This is a genomic window from Rhodococcus pseudokoreensis (assembly GCF_017068395.1).
In the GTDB taxonomy this organism is placed as follows: Bacteria; Actinomycetota; Actinomycetes; order Mycobacteriales; family Mycobacteriaceae; genus Rhodococcus_F; species Rhodococcus_F pseudokoreensis.
Genome location: NZ_CP070619.1, coordinates 1,637,564 through 1,657,236 on the forward strand (window position 1 = coordinate 1,637,564; position 19,673 = coordinate 1,657,236).

The 19,673-nt window shown below is 67.3% G+C and carries 22 protein-coding genes and 1 tRNA gene; 12 read left to right on the plus strand and 11 right to left on the minus strand.

Going from position 1 to position 19,673, the window contains the following annotated elements; all coding sequences use genetic code 11:
• Positions 1-168: 168 nt before the first annotated feature.
• From JWS13_RS12965 to JWS13_RS12985, 5 genes are all read right to left on the minus strand, one after another.
• On the minus strand, positions 169-594 hold the full coding sequence (locus JWS13_RS12965; protein ID WP_206005875.1) for a hypothetical protein: 426 nt from the start codon (positions 592-594) through the stop codon (positions 169-171).
• Positions 591-1,055 (minus strand): GyrI-like domain-containing protein, encoded by a 465-nt coding sequence (locus tag JWS13_RS12970; protein WP_206005876.1) that lies wholly within the window; start codon positions 1,053-1,055, stop codon positions 591-593. The genes JWS13_RS12965 and JWS13_RS12970 overlap by 4 nt, the downstream gene beginning before the upstream one ends.
• Positions 1,056-1,405: 350 nt before the next feature.
• Positions 1,406-2,047 (minus strand): ScbR family autoregulator-binding transcription factor, encoded by a 642-nt coding sequence (locus JWS13_RS12975; RefSeq protein ID WP_206005877.1) that lies wholly within the window; start codon positions 2,045-2,047, stop codon positions 1,406-1,408.
• Between the two features lie 77 nt (positions 2,048-2,124).
• Positions 2,125-3,015, minus strand: a complete 891-nt coding sequence (locus tag JWS13_RS12980) for an IS982 family transposase (RefSeq protein WP_206004736.1) — start codon at positions 3,013-3,015, stop codon at positions 2,125-2,127.
• Between the two features lie 125 nt (positions 3,016-3,140).
• Positions 3,141-3,755, minus strand: coding sequence for a TetR/AcrR family transcriptional regulator (locus tag JWS13_RS12985; protein WP_225857879.1), 615 nt, complete (start codon positions 3,753-3,755; stop codon positions 3,141-3,143).
• A 238-nt stretch (positions 3,756-3,993) separates the two neighbouring features.
• Here JWS13_RS12985 and JWS13_RS12990 point away from each other — a divergent pair.
• The 8 genes from JWS13_RS12990 (at position 3,994) to JWS13_RS13025 (ending at position 10,430) form a co-directional block, all read left to right on the plus strand.
• Positions 3,994-4,064 (plus strand) — tRNA-Gln (locus JWS13_RS12990).
• 76 nt (positions 4,065-4,140) lie between these two features.
• Complete coding sequence (gene glmU, locus JWS13_RS12995) at positions 4,141-5,643, plus strand: bifunctional UDP-N-acetylglucosamine diphosphorylase/glucosamine-1-phosphate N-acetyltransferase GlmU (protein ID WP_206005878.1); 1,503 nt, start codon at positions 4,141-4,143, stop codon at positions 5,641-5,643.
• A complete protein-coding gene (locus JWS13_RS13000; RefSeq protein ID WP_124389308.1) occupies positions 5,640-6,620 on the plus strand; it encodes a ribose-phosphate diphosphokinase in 981 nt (326 codons plus the stop codon). Before glmU ends, JWS13_RS13000 begins: the two co-directional genes overlap by 4 nt.
• 71 nt (positions 6,621-6,691) lie before the next feature.
• Positions 6,692-7,327 (plus strand): DUF2461 domain-containing protein, encoded by a 636-nt coding sequence (locus JWS13_RS13005; protein WP_124389307.1) that lies wholly within the window; start codon positions 6,692-6,694, stop codon positions 7,325-7,327.
• Positions 7,328-7,591: 264 nt separating this feature from the next.
• A complete protein-coding gene (locus JWS13_RS13010; protein WP_241032173.1) occupies positions 7,592-8,155 on the plus strand; it encodes a hypothetical protein in 564 nt (187 codons plus the stop codon).
• Between the two features lie 43 nt (positions 8,156-8,198).
• The gene (locus JWS13_RS13015) at positions 8,199-8,585 is read left to right on the plus strand and encodes a hypothetical protein (RefSeq protein WP_206005880.1); all 387 of its coding nucleotides are present in this window, start codon (positions 8,199-8,201) and stop codon (positions 8,583-8,585) included.
• Positions 8,586-8,637: 52 nt separating this feature from the next.
• The gene (locus JWS13_RS13020; protein ID WP_206005881.1) at positions 8,638-9,855 is read left to right on the plus strand and encodes a cytochrome P450; all 1,218 of its coding nucleotides are present in this window, start codon (positions 8,638-8,640) and stop codon (positions 9,853-9,855) included.
• Complete coding sequence (locus JWS13_RS13025; protein WP_206005882.1) at positions 9,852-10,430, plus strand: TetR/AcrR family transcriptional regulator; 579 nt, start codon at positions 9,852-9,854, stop codon at positions 10,428-10,430. Before JWS13_RS13020 ends, JWS13_RS13025 begins: the two co-directional genes overlap by 4 nt.
• Positions 10,431-10,506: 76 nt before the next feature.
• Here the strand turns inward: JWS13_RS13025 and JWS13_RS13030 are convergent, their stop codons facing one another.
• A complete protein-coding gene (locus JWS13_RS13030) occupies positions 10,507-11,178 on the minus strand; it encodes an amino acid permease (protein WP_241032174.1) in 672 nt (223 codons plus the stop codon).
• Here JWS13_RS13030 and JWS13_RS13035 point away from each other — a divergent pair.
• Positions 11,110-11,322 (plus strand): FAD-dependent oxidoreductase, encoded by a 213-nt coding sequence (locus JWS13_RS13035; RefSeq protein WP_241032175.1) that lies wholly within the window; start codon positions 11,110-11,112, stop codon positions 11,320-11,322. The two genes, JWS13_RS13030 and JWS13_RS13035, sit on opposite strands and share 69 nt — an antisense overlap.
• A 130-nt stretch (positions 11,323-11,452) precedes the next feature.
• A complete protein-coding gene (locus JWS13_RS13040; RefSeq protein ID WP_206005883.1) occupies positions 11,453-12,328 on the plus strand; it encodes a cyclase family protein in 876 nt (291 codons plus the stop codon).
• Between the two features lie 4 nt (positions 12,329-12,332).
• Here JWS13_RS13040 and JWS13_RS13045 read toward each other — a convergent pair whose 3' ends face one another.
• The 5 genes from JWS13_RS13045 to egtA all read right to left on the minus strand — a co-directional run bounded on the left by JWS13_RS13045 (position 12,333) and on the right by egtA (position 17,837).
• Positions 12,333-13,526: a PQQ-dependent sugar dehydrogenase gene (locus JWS13_RS13045; protein WP_206005884.1), complete on the minus strand. Its 1,194-nt coding sequence runs from the start codon at positions 13,524-13,526 to the stop codon at positions 12,333-12,335.
• A 73-nt stretch (positions 13,527-13,599) separates the two neighbouring features.
• Positions 13,600-14,574: an L-histidine N(alpha)-methyltransferase gene (gene egtD / locus JWS13_RS13050; protein ID WP_206005885.1), complete on the minus strand. Its 975-nt coding sequence runs from the start codon at positions 14,572-14,574 to the stop codon at positions 13,600-13,602.
• Positions 14,571-15,317: an ergothioneine biosynthesis protein EgtC gene (egtC, locus tag JWS13_RS13055; RefSeq protein WP_206005886.1), complete on the minus strand. Its 747-nt coding sequence runs from the start codon at positions 15,315-15,317 to the stop codon at positions 14,571-14,573. Before egtC ends, egtD begins: the two co-directional genes overlap by 4 nt.
• 1 nt (position 15,318) lies before the next feature.
• The gene (gene egtB, locus JWS13_RS13060) at positions 15,319-16,623 is read right to left on the minus strand and encodes an ergothioneine biosynthesis protein EgtB (protein WP_206005887.1); all 1,305 of its coding nucleotides are present in this window, start codon (positions 16,621-16,623) and stop codon (positions 15,319-15,321) included.
• The gene (gene egtA / locus JWS13_RS13065; RefSeq protein WP_206005888.1) at positions 16,623-17,837 is read right to left on the minus strand and encodes an ergothioneine biosynthesis glutamate--cysteine ligase EgtA; all 1,215 of its coding nucleotides are present in this window, start codon (positions 17,835-17,837) and stop codon (positions 16,623-16,625) included. Before egtA ends, egtB begins: the two co-directional genes overlap by 1 nt.
• Positions 17,838-17,982: 145 nt before the next feature.
• Here egtA and JWS13_RS13070 point away from each other — a divergent pair, with 145 nt between their 5' ends.
• Positions 17,983-19,158 (plus strand): aminotransferase class V-fold PLP-dependent enzyme, encoded by a 1,176-nt coding sequence (locus tag JWS13_RS13070; RefSeq protein WP_206005889.1) that lies wholly within the window; start codon positions 17,983-17,985, stop codon positions 19,156-19,158.
• 40 nt (positions 19,159-19,198) lie between these two features.
• A complete protein-coding gene (locus JWS13_RS13075; RefSeq protein WP_206005890.1) occupies positions 19,199-19,603 on the plus strand; it encodes a PPOX class F420-dependent oxidoreductase in 405 nt (134 codons plus the stop codon).
• Positions 19,604-19,673 lie beyond the last annotated feature (70 nt).

Genomic DNA, 19,673 nt, shown 5'->3' on the forward strand with positions numbered 1-19,673 from the left:
GGCAATTCCGGGGACTCACGGGTTATGTAAAGACCCCAAGAACTGGACACACGAACCCGGTCACAGCCCCGCGGCTACTTATTTTCCGCGTTTACACCGGATTTGTCACCTGAGATGCCACAAATGCGCTCGAAAACAAACTTCAGGTCTGTAATTGCCGACCTGGAATTAAGCGAGGGAAATGAACAGCTCGACGTTGCTCGGAGCGAGGAAGACCTCGATCTCCTCCGCGTAGGCGCGCTCGATGCGCCCTTCCTTCTCCGCCAGCTCGGCCTGAATCCACACGTCCTCGATCGGGTCGGACGACCGCCCGTCGGGCGTGAACTTGGCGAAGTAGCCGGCCGGGACACGCACCAGCACGTCACCGACCGCGAGCTGACCGAGGTCGGTACACCGATATCCGATCACGGCGGTCCATCCCAGATCCGGGACCGCAACATATACGGTGATCAGCTCCGCGGTGCCGCGCTGCTGGATGCGCTCGCGAGTGAACTTCATCAGATCGGTCGAATGCGCCGTCGAACTGAGCTCCGTGCGCGGCAGAACGAGCCCCCCGAAGTCGGCGGACTCACGCTTGACGATCTCGAAACTCATTGCGGCCCCTGCATCGTGGCGGGTGGCACTATCGCCACATACAAATCGATCCCGAAAGCGTGCGGATAGAACTCGAAGTCGCCAGTGTACGACCGTTGAATCTGCCGCGATTCCTCCGCGTCACGAATCTGCCCCCAAAGCGCATCGAAGAGGTCAGGAAAGGTGCCGACCGAGGAGAACTTCGCATAGGTTCCCGCAGGAATCCGGGAGACCAGGTGCCCGCGCGCGACCTGATCGAGCGACGTGCACTCGTAGCCCACGATTTGCGTGTAGTACGAATTGATCTCGGGAGCGTGGTCGACATAGGCAGACGCCAAAGGTTTGTCCACGTTCTGCGCGAGCAGGGTGGACCACGTCTTCTCGAGATCCTTGTCGCGCGCTTTCCCAAGCGCCCTCTTGGGGCTGCGGACGGCCAGTCCAGCGACCAGCGTCTCTTCGCGTTCGACAATGACGAACGGCATCGGGCACCCTCCGATGTCATCGGTTCATTGGGCTTGCAATGGCAGTTATCTTTCGACCGCCCGGGAATTCGGGGGGCGAGATTTCACAATACATCTTCTGGTATCGGGAGACCGCGTCATTGGTCCCGTAATGCCCCGCGCCCAACCGGGCAAACCATTGCGGTACCCACGCATTCCTTTCAACAAGGGTTCCGAAACCGTTTTGTCTCGCAAAGTACATACCCGAAGTCTCTTTTTGAGGATTTTATTAGTTTTGAGGTGTGTTTGACCCGGATGCCCGAATCCCTCCCTTGAAGCACTCGACAATGCGGGTCGATCGACGAGCCTCTTCCCCCGAGAGGCGAATTCGCTCAGCGCAGCAGACGGCGCGAAGCGAACTGCCGGAAGTACACGAGCTTCGACGGCTCGACCAGACCCGGAAGGATGAAGTACCAGACCCGTTCCATGCGGCGCGGAAGTTCGTCGAACGCACCGGTCGCGCTCGCCACCACGTGGGCCCCGAGTAGCGATCCGAGCAGGAACGTGGACAGCGTGGTCGTCGAGACGTCGTCCTCCGCGAGGATGTCGCCCTCCTCGACCGCGCGGGCGACGAGTCGTTCGAAACCCTGCTGCCACGACGCCACGACGTTGCCGTGCGTTCCCTGGTAGTCGCCGATCTCGTGCTGCAGCCGCAACATTGCCGCGACGATCGGATCGGAACTTGCCGCCTCGATCGCCACATAGGACAGGGCGACGAGCGCCTCCATCGCCGGCGTCGGCCCGTCGCTCACGGACGTCATGCCTGCTGTGAGACGGATCTGCCCCTCGTCGATGACACCGCGGGCGAGATCTTCCTTGGAACTGAAGTGGAAGTACAACGCACCTTTGGTCACACCGGACTGCTCGATGATCTCGTTGAGACCCGCATTGGCGTAGCCGAGCCTCAAGAACACGTCGGCCGCCGCCATGAGGACCGAAGCCCGAGTTACCTCTGCTCGAACCTGTCTCGCCATCGACTGCCTCCCGAACAACCCCCCCGACGGGGCGCGCAAACTCCAGCGAACCCTAGATGATTGATTCCTTGAACGGATCAGTGGTCGTAGGCGATCAGTGATCGCTTGGCAGTGGCGCCGATGTTCCAGTTGTGCCAGATGCCGGCGGCCATCGCCAGCACACGCTGGGCGACGCGGGCGAACACCCCGTGCGTGGTACGGCCACCGTGTTCCTCCAGGCCAAGCTGCCCTTTCAACGTGTGGTTGACCGATTCGATCCACTGCCGCACCCCGCCGAGATTGCCGTTCTTGTACGTTTCGTCCTTACGGTCCGGTCGCAGCAGCTGCAGACCCATCGCGGCGGTGGTATCGGCGAACTGTGCGCCGGAAAAGCCTTTGTCGGCGAGCAAGATCTGCCCCGACCGAATCAGGTGATGATCGCGTTCGAGCAGCGCGGTCACCACCTCACGCTCACCGAGCTTCGGATTCGCCAGGCACCACATGATCGGCATCCCGTCGCCCGCACAGACCAGATACAGCTTCAGCCCCCAGTAGAAGCGCGAATGGGAAGCGCAATAGCCGTACCCGGCGTGCCCGGCCAGGTCCGATCGCTTCACCGTTTCACGAGACATCCCGCAGGGCACCGGGGTGGCGTCGGTGATCCACAGGTCGTCGAACCAGGATGGTGAGATCCGCGCCAGCGTCTGAATTGCCTTGCACAGCAACCCTCGTGCCGCCCTGACACGTTTGTTGTAGTCCGACTGTCCGGGAATGTAGGGAAACAGGGCACGCAACTCGACGCTGTGGTGGGCGTGCCGGATCCACCGGCGTTCACAATCGAACCCGAGCAGCATCTGTGCCACGGCCAGGGTGAGCAGTTCGGCATCGCTGAGCACGGGCCGCCGACCCCGACCGGAGCGGGGTTCGACGACATGATCGTCGATGAGCACATACAGTTCGGTCAGGAGGGTTTCCAGTTCTTTGGTCACGCTTTGATCTTGGAAACCCTCCGCCTACTCCTCCTCCGCGACACGCTTCAAGGAATCAATCATCTAGCACTTGACAGGCTCCGCCCTCCGGAAGTTGAACCGCGAGTCGGAAAACGAGAACACGTTCACCGGGGGGTCGTGCGGGGCAGATCGGTGCCCAGCTGCGGATCCGCCTCGAGATTGGTCAGCCCGTTCCAGCACAGGTTGACGAGATGCGCGGCGACGACCTCCTTCGGCGGCGTCCGCGCGTCCAGCCACCAGGTAGCGGTGGTGGAGACCATTCCGACCAGCGCCTGCGCGTACAGCAGGGCCAGATCCGGATTGAAGCCACGTCGCGAGAAGTCGCCGGCGAGGATGTGCCCGACCTGACCGATGGCCTCGTTGAGCAGGCTCGAATACGTTCCGTCCGGCGCCGCCACCGGCGAGTCGCGGACGAGGATGCGGAATCCGTCGGTGTGTTCCTCCACGTAGGTGAGCAGCGCCAGCGCCACCCGCTCGACCCGGATCCGGGAGCGGTTCTGCTTCAGCGACGACGTCACCATCTCCAGCAGGCGCGACATCTCCCGATCCACGACCACGGCGTAGAGGCCTTCCTTGCCCCCGAAATGCTCGTATACGACCGGCTTGGAGACGTGGGCCCGCTGCGCGATCTCCTCGATCGACGTCGCCTCGTAACCGCGCTCGGCGAACAGGGCACGACCGATCTCGATCAACTGTTCCCGGCGTTGCGTACCGGTCATCCGGGTGCGGACCGCCCGCTCGGGGGTCGCGTCCACGTCCGTGGGTCGGGGCACCGAGGCACCATCCTTTCCTGACACTCGCGACGACGAAGTGCCGCGGGCAGCGCGGAAACACTGCAGGTAGCACCCACTCTATCGGGACGACCGAGACAAATTTCCGGAGCGGTTCGACGGGCGGCGGGTCGGCATGCGAGGATTCTCTCGCGCAAACGGGCGTGACACCCCGTGTGTGTGGCAATCCGCCGTAGTGTAATGGCAGCACCTCTGATTTTGGTTCAGATAGTTCAGGTTCGAGTCCTGGCGGCGGAGCAGAAGCCTGCGGAGAGAATTCCTGCAGGTGGAGCTGTCGAGAACAGCAAGAGCGGAACGACCCAGAGGGAGCTTCATGCCAGTGCAGACCGCCGTGGTCGTCCTCGCCGCCGGCGCGGGAACTCGGATGCGGTCGAAGACCCCCAAGGTGTTGCACACCCTGGGCGGACGCACGATGCTGGCGCATTCGCTGCACGCCGCCGCCGAGGTCGATCCGACACACCTCGTCACCGTCGTCGGTCACGACAAGGAACGCGTCGGCGATGCCGTCGGCGTTCTCGAGACGGAACTGGGCCGCCCGATCGCGATCGCCGTCCAGGAAGAGCAGAACGGCACCGGGCACGCCGTCGAATGCGGCCTGGCCGCCCTGCCCGCCGACTTCCGCGGGACCGTGCTGGTCACCGCCGCCGACGTCCCCCTTCTCGACGGCCGCACCCTGCACGCTCTCGTCGACGAGCACCGCAGCGAACCCACCCCCGCGGCGGTCACGGTGCTGACGTTCACCGCCCCCGAGCCCCGGGGCTACGGGCGGATCGTCCGTCTCCCCCACGACGGTGAGATCGCCGAGATCGTGGAGGAGGCCGACGCCACCGAGGAGCAGGCGGCCATCACCGAGGTCAACGCCGGTGTGTACGCGTTCGACGCCGAGTTCCTGCGCTCGGCACTCGGGCAGCTCAACGCGAACAACGCGCAGGGCGAGCTGTACCTGACCGACGTCGTCAAGATCGCCCGCGAGGCCGGCGCCCCCGTCTTCGCGGCCCACCTGGCCGACTCCGCGAAGGTCGCAGGCGCCAACGACCGCGTCCAGCTGTCGAGGCTCGCCGCCGAGCTCAACCGCCGCACCGTCGAGAACTGGATGCGGGCCGGGGTCGCCGTCGTCGACCCGTCGACCACCTGGATCGACGTGGGCGTCACGCTGGCCCGCGATGTCACCATCCACCCAGGTGTGCAATTGCTCGGCACCACCTCCGTGGGTGAGGACGCCGTCATCGGTCCCGACACCACCCTCACCGACGTGTCGGTGGGCGAAGGCGCCAGCGTGGTGCGTACCCACGGCTCCGAATCGACGATCGGCGCACGCGCCACCGTCGGTCCGTTCACCTACCTGCGTCCCGGCACCGTCCTCGGTGCGTCCGGCAAGCTCGGCGCGTTCGTCGAGACGAAGAACGCCGACATCGGGGCGCACTCCAAGGTTCCTCACCTGACCTACGTGGGCGACGCCACGATCGGCGAGTACAGCAACATCGGTGCGTCGAGCGTGTTCGTCAATTACGACGGCGTCGCCAAGAGCCGTACGGTGGTGGGGTCACACGTCCGGACCGGATCGGACACCATGTTCGTCGCTCCGGTACAGGTCGGTGACGGTGCTTACACCGGTGCCGGCACGGTGCTGCGTTTCGACGTACCACCGGGGGCACTCGCGGTCTCCGGAGGGAAGCAGCGCAATATTGACGGCTGGGTGCAACGAAATCGGCCCGGTACCGCCGCCGCCGAGGCGGCGTCCGCCGCGGGACCGCATCACAGTTCAGATCTGCACGAAACCGAGAAGCAAGATTTAAAGGATGGCATAGAGCAGTGACCGCGAATTGGATCGACAACCAGAAGAACCTCATGCTTTTTTCTGGTCGCGCGCATCCGGAGCTGGCCGAACAGGTCGCGAAGGAACTCGACGTGCGGGTCACCCCGCAGACTGCCCGTGACTTCGCGAACGGCGAGATCTTCGTCCGTTTCGAGGAGTCGGTCCGCGGCTCCGACGCCTTCGTGCTGCAGAGCCACCCGGCCCCGCTGAACACGTGGGTGATGGAACAGCTGATCATGATCGACGCACTCAAGCGCGGATCGGCCAAGCGCATCACCGCGGTGCTGCCGTTCTACCCGTACGCCCGCCAGGACAAGAAGCACCGCGGCCGTGAGCCGATCTCGGCTCGCCTGATCGCCGACCTCCTCAAGACGGCCGGCGCCGACCGCATCATCACGGTCGACCTCCACACCGACCAGATCCAGGGCTTCTTCGACGGCCCCGTCGACCACATGCACGCACAGGGTCAGCTCGCCGAGTACATCCGCGGCAACTACGGCACCGACAACATCGCCGTCGTCTCCCCCGACTCCGGCCGCGTCCGGGTCGCCGAGAAGTGGGCCGACACCCTCGGCGGCGCGCCGCTGGCGTTCATCCACAAGACGCGCGACCCGCTGGTGCCCAACCAGGTGAAGTCCAACCGCGTCGTCGGTGACGTCGAAGGCCGCACCTGCATCCTCATCGACGACATGATCGACACCGGTGGAACCATCGCCGGCGCCGTGAAGATCCTCAAGGAGGCCGGCGCGGGCGACGTGATCATCGCCGCCACCCACGGTGTCCTGTCCGACCCGGCGGCCGAGCGCCTCGCCGCGTGTGGTGCGCGGGAAGTCATCGTCACCAACACGCTCCCGATCGACGAGTCGAAGAAGTTCCCGACCCTCACGGTGCTGTCCATCGCGCCGCTGCTGGCTCGCACCATCAAGGAAGTTTTCGAGAACGGCTCGGTCACGTCGCTGTTCAACGGCAACGCCTAGGCGCTTCGCGCCTGTGAGTGGTTGACGAGTCCAGGGACTCGTCAACCACTCACAGGCGTAGCCTTGCCGGTGTGTTCACCGGGATCCCCACCGCTGCTCTCGACTTCTACGAGGACCTCGAGGCAGACAACAGCAAGAGTTTCTGGACCGCGCACAAATCCGTCTACGACGACTCGGTGCGCGCACCCATGACCGCCCTGCTCGCGGAACTCGAATCGGAGTTCGGCGCGGGCAAGGTGTTTCGCCCCTACCGCGACGTCCGGTTCTCGAAGGACAAGACGCCCTACAAGACCCACCAGGGCGGGTTCGTCGAGACCCGCCCCGGCGTGGGCTTCTACGTGCAGATCGATGCTGCCGGGCTGTTCGTCGCAGGCGGCTTCTACTCGCACACCCCGCTGCAGGTCGGGCGCTTCCGTGACGCCGTCGACGACGACCGCAGGGGCCGCGAACTCGTCCGGCTCGTGAAGAAGGTCCGGTCGTCCGGTTTCGAGATCGGCGGCGACACGCTGAAGACGCGTCCCCGCGGTGTCGCCGAGGACCACCCGCGCCTCGACCTGATGCGGCACAAATCGCTCACCGCCAGCCGGAGCTACCTCTCCCCCGACTGGATCGAAACACCCCGCGCCGCTGACGAAGTGCGCACTGCCTGGCGTTCGATGCGTCCGCTCGTCGACTGGCTGACCACCGTGATCGGCGCCGGAGAATGAAACTTACCGGTCGGGAAAACATGTGTGGCACACAGCGTTTCCTCGGCATTTTCCGGGCGTTGGCATGATCTTCGTCACGCTTGCCCGCAGAACCGCAGGTCGTACTTACGGCGATGTGACTCGCACGCGCGAATTCCCCTACTGTGGCTCGTCGTGATCGACGCGCAGACTCTCTCCGGCCCTATCGATATCGCTGCAATTCGAAACGTCCGGCGTTGGTCGCCGGGAGCGTGCGTATGGTGCGGAGACGACAACGCAGTCGAGATGTTCCGTAACGAACCTCGGTGTGGCACTTGCCGCGAGAAGGAAACGGTCATCGACGAGGCCCGCCGCTTCCTGGGCATGTACGGTCTGCGTCCGCTCGGCGGCACGTTGCAGTCCGACGACGACGAGGAGCGCGAGCACCGGGTCAACGCCCGCGACGCGCGCCGCGACCTCAACGACACGAAACTCTCCGAACTCCCGGACCCGGCCGCCGTGCGCAAGGCGCTCCGCCCCCGGGCTGCCAGCGTGGTGTCGGAGCCGCGCAGCAGCGCCCATGCCGGAACGTCGTCGGCCACCGCGGCGTCTCGCCCGAGCGCGTCCCGCACGTCCGCCACGCCACCGGTGGCACCGGTGCGCACCGACGCCGTCGACGTCGCCGCGCTCGAATCGCGCGTCACCGGCCTGCTCGATCAGCTCTCGACCATCGACGCGCAGATGAATCTGATCGGTGAGCCCGCCGGCCTCGCCGCACGCGCCCGGATCAGCGACCTCGAGAAGCAGCGCGCGACTGTGCTCCGCACCCTCGCGGCACTGGAGAAGGCCCGGATCGCGGCCGGCCAGTAGGCCACACTGCCCGGACTGCCGCAGGGTGATACCGTCGCCCTTCGTGCAGCCCGTCTCCTCTTCCACCGCGCTGGTCATCGACGCGAAGAAACCGCCGATGGGCCCGATGCTGGTGACGCCCAACGCCCGGATCAACGGTTTTCCCGTGCCGCTTCGGTGGGGTCACAACGTCATTCCGGCGCCTCCCGGTGTGCACCACATCGAGATCGCGGTCCCGTGGATCTGGGAGCAGGGCAAGGCGCAGATCACCGTCGACAACCGGTATCATCCGGCTCCCCCGGTGTATTACGCGTCGCCGTTCAGCAGTTTCAGCAAGGGCGCCATCGATCATCGGCCGGTGAAGAATCCCGGCCTGCTCGGGCTGCTGCTCATTCTCACCCCGGTGCTCGTCGTGATCCTCGCCGTGGTGGCGTTCGCCCTGTTCGGCTAGATACCGGCGTCGCACCATTGACACTTCTTCCGATGTGTCTCACCATCGATACATGACCGCACATGTGTCGAGCGTCTCGTTCGTGCCGAGGTCCGGACCTACGTGGCGCGCCCCGTGGCAGATGTACGCCGCGCTGCGCGACCACGACCCCGTCCATCACGTCGTCCCCGAGGACGCACCCGGGAACGACTACTGGGTGTTGTCCCGGCACGCCGACGTCTACGCCGCCGCCCGCGACGCCGAGACGTTCTCGTCCGCCGCCGGCCTCACCACGACGTACGGCGAGCTGGAGAAGATCGGCCTGCAGGACAATCCACCGCTGGTGATGCTCGACCCGCCCGACCACACCGCGTTCCGCCGTCTCGTGTCGAAGGGATTCACCCCGCGGCAGGTCACGGCCGTCGAACCGGAGGTCCGGGCGTTCGTGGTGGAGCGCCTCGAACGACTACGGGAGGCCGGCGAGGGCGATGTCGTGAAGGAGCTGTTCAAGCCGCTGCCGAGCATGGTCGTCGCCCACTACCTCGGCGTCCCCGAGGAGGACCGGGCGCAATTCGACGGCTGGACCGACGCCATCGTCGCGGCCAACGCACTGGGCGACACGCTGCAGGCGACGAGTGCGGTCACCGACCTGATGGGCTACTTCGGCGGACTGATCGAGCGGCGGCGCACGGACCCCGGAGACGACACCGTCTCACATCTCGTCGCGAGCGGGATGGGGGCCGACGGCGATCTCACCGGCCTGCTCTCTATCCTCGGTTTCGCGTTCACGATGGTCACCGGCGGCAACGACACGACCACCGGAATGCTCGGCGGCGCAGTCCAGTTGCTCACCGAACACCGGGATCAGCGCCGCGATCTGATCGACCAACCGGAGCTACTCGGCGACGCCGTCGAGGAATTGCTGCGGCTCACGGCCCCCGTCCAGGGCCTCGCCCGCACGGTGACCCGCGACGTCGAGATCGAGGGCACCGTCATCCCCGAGGGCCGGAAAGTGTTCCTGCTGTACGGCTCCGCGAACCGCGACCCGCGCCGGTTCGGCCCGGATTCGGAGGAGCTGGACGTGCGCCGCAGACCGACGCAGATCCTCACGTTCAGTCACGGGGCCCACCACTGCCTGGGCGCGGCCGCTGCCCGGATGCAGGCCCGGGTCGCGCTCGAAGAACTGCTGGCCCGCTGCCCCGACTTCACCGTCGACGTCGACGCCGTCGTCTACGCCGAGGGCAATTACGTGCGCCGCCCGACGAGCATCCCGTTCCGGGTGCGCGAATGAACGCCGACTGGATGCGCGACGAGCGCCCCCGCCTCGCCGCCGAGCGAATCCTCGACGTCGCCGCGCAGCTGTACGTCGAGAACGGCATCACCGCTGTCGGCATGGCCGACGTCGCCCGCGCGGCCGGGTGTTCCCGCGCCACGCTGTACCGCTACTTCGACAGCAGGCAGGCGTTGCAGCTGGCGTTCGTCCACCGCGAGGCCCGGCGCATCGGCGCGCTGGTCGCGGAGGAGGTGTCCGGGACCGCCGACCCGAAGGACGCGATCGTGGACGCGATGCTGGCGGCGATCCGGCTGGTGCGCGCCGACCCGGCCCTTGCCGCCTGGTTTCAGCTCGGCGACTCGGGCCTGGCCGCGCAGCTCGCGCACTCGTCGGCTGTCATCGAGTCGCTGGGCACCGCCTTCCTGGGGCAGGCGGGGTTCTCCGGAGAGGAGACATCACGGAAGGCTCGGTGGATCGTGCGGATCATCGTCTCCCTGCTGACCGTCCCGGGCATCGACGACACCGACGAACGCACGATGCTCGAGCAGTTCGTCGCACCTGCACTGGCCGAACGGGACACCCGTTCGATCTGACGCAATGAGCGTCCCGTTCGCCCGGGCAGGTGAGCGGCAAAGCGTGTGGCGGCACACCGCGCCACTCACGTGGGGGTCAGCGCGTCGCGCCGGCCCGCTCGTCCGCGTCGACCTCGAGCGTCGTCTTCCGGTCGGATTCACCGATCCGCGCGAAGACGAGCGGCTTGCGAAGCCGCAGGTAGCAGTACAGCGCGATGTAGCCGAGGACGGTCGCGAAGAAGATCCACGCGACGACTCCCCGCGCTCCGGACGGGAACGGGTTGAAGCTGTACCAGTACACGAGCGCGGATCCGATCGCGGCGAGCACGGTCGCGAGCCCGATGCCCAGCCGCAGCGACCGCGACCGGACCGCGCAATAGCCGGCCGCCAAGGCGGTGAGACCGTATGCGGCGATCAACATGTAGCCGGCGTACGTCCCGAGCAGACCGTAGGACGTCTCGGCCGCGGTCACCATCACGCCGAGCAGCCCGGCCACGAGATAGATGACGCCGAGGGTCGCGACCGCGCCGACGGGGGTGCCGTGGCGGGCGCTGACGTTGCCGAGGCGAGCGGGCAGCAGACCGTCGCGGGACAGGGTGTACACGGTTCGGCTAGTACCTGCCATGACGCCCATTGTGGATCCGAAGAAGCTGACGGCGACACCGATGTCGATCACGTAGCCGAGCCACCCGACGTCGTTGTGCTCGGCGAGGGTGTCGAGGGCGGCAGCTACGCGGCCAGTCCCACCCCCGGCACCTGGTTCGCGCACGGGCACGCCGGCTGGCGTGCTCCCGCGGACCGCATCCACTGGGCGGGCTCGGAAACCGCGAGCGTCTGGAACGGCTACATCGACGGAGCAATCTCCTCCGGAGCGCGTGCCGCCGAGGAGATCCGGAAGCAGCTGCCACGCTGAACGAACGGGACGCTCGTTCGATCTGACGCAATGAGCGTCCCGTTCTTCCGGGGCAGGGAGCATTCCCGGAAACCAGCGCGCCGGACCCTAGGATGTAGCGAACCGCGACCGGCTGGCGAAGGAGCCTCGTATGTGCTCACCCCGCATCATGACTCACGTCTACGGAACCATCGAAAGTCGCGGCGCCCCGATCGGTCGACGGTCGCTGTTCGGCGCGGTCGGGGCGGCAGCGCTGGCGGCGACGGTCGCGCCGGCGAAGGCGACCGCCGCCCCGGCGATGGGGGCGTCGATCGTCGATCTCACCCACGTGCTCACACCGAACTTTCCGGTGTGGCCAGGCGCCCAGCAGTTCGCGATGCGACCGGTGGCGCGCATCGGTGACGCCCCGACCCCGTTCGGGTCCGTCGGGATCGGCGCTCCCAGCGTGTTCTACAAGAACGAACTCCGGTACGACGAGCACACCGGCACTCACGTCGACGCCCCGGCACACGCGAGCGTGAACGGCCTGACCGTCGAGCAGATTCCACCCCACGACCTGGTGGTACCGCTCGCCGTCGTGGACATCTCGGGCCGGGCGCGCGACGACAGCGACACACTGCTGACCCGGCAGGACATCCTCGACTGGGAGTCCGATCACGGGCCGCTCCCCGACCGCTGCCTGGTGGCGATGAACTCCGGATGGGACGTCCGCGCCGCACAGCCCGCGACGTTCACCAACCAGGACGACGCGGGTGTGCAGCACACTCCCGGATTCGATCCGGACGCCGTCGAATTCCTCGTCCGCGAACGCGACATCGTCGCGCTGGGATCGGACACTCTCAGCATCGACGCGGGACGGAGCACCACGTACGGCGCGCATCTCGCGGCGCTCGGTGCCGGGAAGTACGCGGTCGAGGTACTGGCGAACCTGTCGAGCGTGCCGACGTCCGGGGCAACCGTGATGGTCGGCGCCCCCACCCACGCGGGAGGATCCGGCGGACCGTGCCGAATCCTCGCCTGGTTCTGACGGGTCAGCCCTGGGGCGTGACCCGCAGCACCTGGTCGGTGGAACCGTTGTCCGTGGTGACGAGCAACGAGCCGTCGGCGATCGGGGTGACGGACCGGAGGCGGCCGTGCTGATTCTGCAGACCGAATGTCTGAGCGGTCACCGTCTGCCCGTCCGCGGCCAAGCGCAGGAAGATCAGTTGCTGCGACTTGAGTCCGCCCATGACGAGGGCGCCGTCCCACGGACCCCATCCGGTGCCGGTTACGAACGCGCCGCTTCCGGTAGCCAGAGTGCTGCTGCCCGAACTCCACGCCGCGGCAACGGCGCCGGGCACGCGCACCGGGTCCGTCATCGGCACGGTTTCGTCGTAGATGCCGGGAATCCGGTCGGGCTTGTACCCGTAGTTGCCGCCGGCGACCAGGAGGTTCACCTCGTCGTCCCGGGATGTTCCCTGATCGACGGCGTAGACGCGACCCGTTCCCGGCTGTTGCGCGAGACCCTGCGCGTTCCGGTGTCCCAGGGTGTACACAGGGCTCGCCGGGTCCGGATTTCCGGCGGCGGGCGTGCCGTCGGCGTTGATGTGGAGGGTCTTGCCGCCCAAAGAGTTCGGGTCCTGCGACACGGTCGGCTGCGCCGTGTCGCCGGTGCCGACGAACAGGGTGCCGTCGGCGGCCACCAGGATCCGGCAGCCGCCGTGGCGTCCCTCGTTGACGGGGATCCCGGTCAGGATCGCGTCGCCACGGGTCAGCGCCGTCCAGCCGGCGTCGACGGTCCACGACTGGATTCGGATGTCGGTGACACCGCCGCCCTGGAAGCCCTGGCAGGTGTACAGGGTGCGGGACTGCGCGAAGTTGCTCGCGAGTGCGATCCCCATCAGCCCGGTCTCGGACTGTGCGTAGAGGTCGGAGAGGTCGGCGGTGACCGGTCCGGTGCTTCCGTCGGCACGCCGGACGAAGAACCCGCCCGACCGCTGGCCCGTGAGAACCGCACCGTCCGGAGCCTGCACCGCATCCCACGGATGGTCGAGCCCGTCGAGGACCGGCGTGACCGTCAGAGCCGGAAGGGTGTCTTCCGTCGGAATTCCCGGGTCGTCGCTGCTCGAGCCGAGACTTCCCGTGTCGAACGGAATGGGCAGCGGCTGAGCGGATGCCTGTGCGGCGGGGAGGCCGATCACGGCCGTGGTGGCGAGAGCAAGGGCAGCGAGCTTCGGTTGACGCACAAGTTCTCCTCGGGTCGTTGACGCGCTACGCGGCAACTATAAGCGCGCCGACGCCCGAAGTTGATCTTGTCGGTCACGTCCGCGCGGCGCACACCAGCGCGAAACGCTCGTCCGGGTCGGTCCAGACACGGTCGATGCCGAATCCCGCCTCCGCCAACTCCAGTCGAATGCCGTCGAGGGTGAACTTGGCGGAGATCTCCGTCCGCAGCTGCTCACCCGCGGCGAACTCGACGTCCAGATCAAGCTCGGCGATGCGAATCGACATCGCACGCTCGGCCTCGAGCCGCATCTCGATCCACTCGTTGCCGGCGTCCCACAGCGCGACGTGCCGGAACTCGTCGACCGGGAAGTCCGCGTCGAGCTGCGAGTTGAGTACCTGCAGCACATTGCGGTTGAACTGTGCCGTCACCCCGGCGGCGTCGTCGTATGCCGGGACGAGAACGGCGGGATCGACGACCAGTCCGACACCGAGGAGGAGGTGCTCCCCGGGTTCGAGGACGTCGGCGATCCCGGAGAGGAACTCCGCGCGCTCGGCGGGCACCATGTTTCCGAGGGTGCCCCCGAGGAACGCGATCGTGCGGCGACCGCCGCGCGGAAGGTGGTGCAACGACTCGGTGAAGTCGCTGACGACACCGCGCACGGTGAGGTTCGGGAACTCCGTGCCGATCTGCTCCGCGGCCCCCTCGAGTGCGGACACCGACACGTCCTGCGGCACATACGTGTGGAGGGTTCCGTGCCGGGTGCCGGCGTCGAGCAGCAGCCGGGTCTTCTCCGAGGACCCCGATCCGAGTTCCACGAGAATCTCCGGCGCCGCGACCGCGGCGATCTCCCCCGAATATCGCCTGAGCAGTTCCCGTTCCGTGCGCGTCGGGAAGTATTCGGGCAACGCGGTGATCTGCTCGAACAGTTCGCTGCCGCGGGCGTCGTAGAAGTATTTGGGCGGCAGCCACTTCGGGCTCGACGTGAGCCCGACGGTGGCGTCCTTACGGAGTGCGGCCTTCAGCTGTTCGGGCTGCAGGTACACCTCGAGGGTCGGCGTGGTGGTCATCGTGCTCCCATCTCGAGCGGGGTGACGATCAGGTGTCCGGGACGTGCGCTGACGAAATGACGGTCCGGAATCGATTGCCATGCGGGGTCGTCGTCGTAGGGTTCGGACATCACGATGGCCCGTTCGTCGTCGACCAGCGCCGACAGCGAGTGATGCCAGGTGGTGGCCCACAGTTCTGTGCCGTTGCCCAGCAGCAGATTCAGTCGCGAGTCCGGGGCGGCAGCGACGACGGACTGGACGAGTGCACACATGGCCTTCTCGGGGTCCTGCTCGCCGAGCGCCCGGCGCAGCAGCAGCCACAGCGCGGCCGAATCGGTCGGCGCCTCGAGTTGCAGCAGCTCGGCCACGGGCAGTTCCGCGGCGAGCCCGGTGAGCGACTCCGGCCAGCCGCGCACCACCCCGTTGTGACTGAACGCCCAGGTGTCGTCGGAGAACGGTGCGCAGGCCGTGTGCTGCACGGGCATTCCGACCGTCGCCGACCGCGCAGCAGCCACCACGGCGCGGGAGCGGATGTTCGGCAACGTCTCTCGCACGACGGGATCCGACCACAGCGGCGCGGCACTGCGGTAGCGGGAGAATCCGTCCGCACCCCACCATCCGACGCCGAACCCGTCGGCGTTGACGGTTCCGCCGCCCCTCATGTCGCGTGGCGCGTAGGACTGGTGCAGCAGCGAGTTCTCGCCGTAACCGACGAGGTCGCCCACTGATCGTTCCGGTCCCAGATAGCCCAGGTGTCGGCACATCTCAGCAGTCGTCTCCCGGAAGGTCCCGGGCACAGCGGAATCCGGAGAAGATCTGCCTGCGGATCGGGTGGTCCCAGTTGCGGAACGTCCCGCGGCACGCCACCGGATCGGTGCCGAATGAACCGCCGCGCAGCACGCGGTAGTCGCCGCCGTAGAACACTTCCGAGTATTCGCGGTACGGGAACGCCGCGAAACCGGGATAGGGCTCGAAGGGCGACGACGTCCACTCCCACACGTCGCCGATCAGCTGATGCACGCCGAGCGGGGACGCCCCCGACGGATATGCGCCGACCACCGCGGGTCCGAGGTGGCGCTGCCCGAGGTTGGCCAGCGACGCGTCGGGTTCGCCGTCGCCCCAGGGGAATCGGCGCGAACGGCCGCTGAACGGATCCCATCGCGCCGCCTTCTCCCATTCGGCCTCCGTCGGCAGCCTCTTGCCGTCCCAGCGCGCGAACGCCTCGGCTTCGAAGAAGCAGACGTGCACCACCGGTTCCTGGAGATGGATCGGCTCGGAGACCCCGAACCTGCGGCGCCACCACGTTCCGCAGCCGTCGTTCTCCCAGAACTGGGGTGCTTCCAGCCCCGCGTCGAAGCGATGGGCCCATCCCCGCTCGCTCCACAACTCGGGGCGCGCGTACCCGCCGTCGTCGACGAACTCGAGGTAGCGGCCGTTGGTGACGGGGACGGCGTCGATCACGAACGCCGGAACGTGCACCGGATGTGCGGACCTCTCGTTGTCGAGCGCCCACGGATCGTCCGACGTTCCCATCGTGAATTCGCCGGCGGGAACGACCACTTCGTCCTCGGCGATCGCCCCTCCGACACGCGGCGCACTCTCCGCGGTCAACACCGCTGCACCGGAACGTAGTTGGTGGGTGGCGAGCATCGTTTCGGCGTGCTGCTGCTCGTGTTGCGCGATCATGCCGAACGCGAATCCGCCCTCCTCGAGCGGGCGGCCCCGGAACGTGCTGCCGTCGAGGACGTCCCACGCCTTGTCGCGAACGGTACGGAGGTATTCCCTGGCCTCGTCCGGGTTCAACAGCGGAAGGGAGGGCCGGGAGTTCCTGGAATGTTTGAATGCGTCGTACAACTCGTCGATGTCGCGGCGGACGGGTTCGCGGCCGCCGACGTCCCGCACGAGCCACAATTCTTCCTGGTTGCCGATGTGCGCGAGATCCCACACGAGTGGGCTCATCAGCGGGGAATGCTGCGCGACGAGGTCTTCCCCGTCGACACAGTCCGTCAATCCGGCGGTACGCTCCCGCGCCCGGGTCAGCACGGTCTCGATCTTTTCGCGGGTACCCATCAGCGTTCCTCGCTCGGGGCCTGGCCCCGGCAACATCGTTCGGCGGCGGTGTCGAGCAGTCTGACGAATTCGGGGTCGGGCGAGTACGCCGCCGCAAGCGACAGCAGAGCTGTTGCCGCAGCACGCAGTTCGAGGTCGGCTAGGCCGAACTCGGCGGCGTCCCGCCAGCGTTCGGCGGTGGGCAGTGCCGCGGCGAGCGCCTCGGCCATGGCTCCCGGCCCCGACAGCAGTGCGTCGATCGCCGCGATCGGAACCCGCCACTGATCGCCTGGTTGAGCGTCGAGGTAACGCACCTCCAGATGTCCGGCAGCGCGAACCGGTGGGAACAGGGTGGTGAGGTGATAGTCGAGGTCGGCGGACGTCGGGCGGCCGATCACGTCGTCCAGCGCCCCCTCCACCCAGTCCGCGAAAGTTGCGCCTTCGGGCGCCGTCCAGTCAGGTCCGTCGTTGCGGATGCACAGCAACGGCACGTCCAGCACCCACGCCGCGTAGTCCGCGCTGTGCGGGGTTCCGGTGGTCCGCGGCGAATCGAGTTCGAGCCACGTCCGCATCCGCTGCGACGCCCACTGCCCGTCGGGTACCCCGTAGAGCCGCGGTGAACACGCGAAGGCCGCGATCAACGCGGGTCCGACCGCATGCAGCAGGTGCCACCGCTTCTCCACCGCAACCGGATCGACTCCGGCATCCACGCTGATCTGGGTCGCGGCGGTATTGCACATCATCAGTTTGCCGAAGGGCCCGATGCCCGTGAAGCGGGATTCCATGGCGCAGTACCGCGGTGACTGGAGGAGACGCTGGGCGGGTCTGCGGGTGTCCGCGGCCTCGGGCGACATCCGAATCGACCGCGCCGACAAAAGATCGGCGAGTACCGCCTGATCGGCGGCAAGGTAGTCGCACAATTCCCGTGCGGAGTGATAGGGGGCGCTGGACAGTTCGATCTGTCCGCCAGGTTCGACCGTGACGGCGCTGCCACCGGGAAGGGGCTGGGCAGGAGAAGAAGGATCGATGGTTCTGGGGGTGTGCGGCCCGAGAGCTTCGGCGAGAGCGGCGAGGTCGGGACGCACGTGTTCCGGCAGTTGCGCGGTCAGCCACTCCAATTCCGCGCCGATCAACTGTGGTGGCCCGAGTTTGAAGCACACACCACCCAGATACGCCTCTGCCGCCGGTCGCGACGTGAGACACGTTGCTTCGACGGACTGAACTGCAGTAGCCATTCGACCCTCCCCTTCGGGCGCCGCCTGAACGTCGCTATCGACATTAGAGCGCCTCGGCCGTCGATGCACGCCCCATCGGCATACTTTTCGAGGAACCTCACGGGTACGTTCGAGTCCAATTACCACAAAACGGGAGGTATCGGACATGCTCGACCTCGAGCAGGCGCGACGGGACACCCCCGGGTGCCTCGACAAGGTGTTCCTGGACAGCGCGGGCTCCTCGCTTCCTCCGGCCCCGGTCCTGGACGCGGTGTTCGCGCACCTGCGCCGGGAGGCCGACGTCGGCGGCTACGTCGCGGCGGCGGAACGAGCCGATGATCTCGCGGCCGTGAAGTCGTCACTGGGCCGCCTGATCGGGGCGAGCGCCGACAGCATCGCACTGGTGGACAGCGCCACCACCGCCTGGAACGACTTCTTCCACGCCGTCCCGCTCGAGGCCGGCGACCGGGTGCTGATCTCGGAGGTCGAGTACGCCAGCAACGCCATCGCCGTCCTGCAGCGGGCCCGCTCCGTCGGCGCGACGGTCGACGTCATTCCCAGCGACCCCACCGGCCAGATCGACGTCGCCGCCCTCGGGACGCTCCTCGACGACCGGGTCCGTCTCGTGTCCCTCGTGCACGTGCCCACCAACGGCGGCCTGGTCAACCCCGTCCGCGAGGTGACGGAACTGGCGCACGCGCACGGCGCGCTCGTGCTGCTCGACGCGTGCCAGTCCGTCGGCCAGATCGCCCTCGACGTGGGCGAACTGGGCGTCGACGCGCTCTCCGCCACGGGACGCAAATGGCTGCGCGCGCCGCGGGGCACCGGGTTCCTGTACGTCCGGCCCAATCTGGCCGCGACACTCGAGCCGGCCGCCCTCGACCTGCACAGCGCGGAGTGGACCGCGGCGGACGCGTACCGGCTGGCGACCGATGCCAGCCGGTTCGAGTTCTGGGAGTGCGACGTCGCCGCCCGCCTCGGACTCGGGGTGGCGGCCGACTATCTCCTCGCCCTCGGAATGGACGAGGTCGAGGCGGCCGTCGCGGCCGGGGCCGAGCATCTCCGGACGGGGCTCGCGGCGATCCCCGGCGTCACCGTGCGCGACCTCGGCGCCCGCCGCTGCGGAATCGTCTCGTTCACCGTCGACGGGTTCGATCCCGGCGACGTCCGGAAACTGCTGGCCGCCCGCGACGTCACCGTCACGGCCAGCCTCCGCGGTTCGACGCTGCTGGACATGAGCGCCCGCGGACTGGACGCCGTGGTGCGCGCGTCGCCCCACTATTTCTGCTCCCCCGACGATCTCGACCGGTTCCTCGCCGAGGTCCGGACACTCGCGAAGTAGCGCAGTACGCTGGAATGCACCCGAGATTCAGGACTTCGTGATGACTGACCAGGGATCACCGGCGCTGCACCGCTTCGCCGCGGAGAAGGTCGTGCAATTACAGACGCGCAAACGCGACGGGTCGTGGGTGGACACCCCGGTCAATATCGCCGTGAAGGGCGATCGGGCGTACTTCCGCACCCCGGGCCGGGCGTCGAAGAACAAGCGGCTGCGCAATTTCCCGGACGTCCAGATCCGCCCGTGCACGTGGTCCGGGAAGCCGACGGGCCCGCCGGCGCAGGCGACGGCGCGACTGCTGTCCGGTGAGGAGGCGCGGGCCGCGGCTGCGCTGATCGACAAGAAGTATCCCGTGGTGCAGCGGATCGGGGTTCATCTCGCGCACCGTCTCGCGCGGACGCCGACCCTGCACTACGAGCTGTCCGGCGTCACGGACCTGCCCGAATAGCCGGGCAACAGCCTCCCGGCACCGCGTCCCACTCACCGGGAGATCCACCGAATCGGGTTTTGTAACAGGT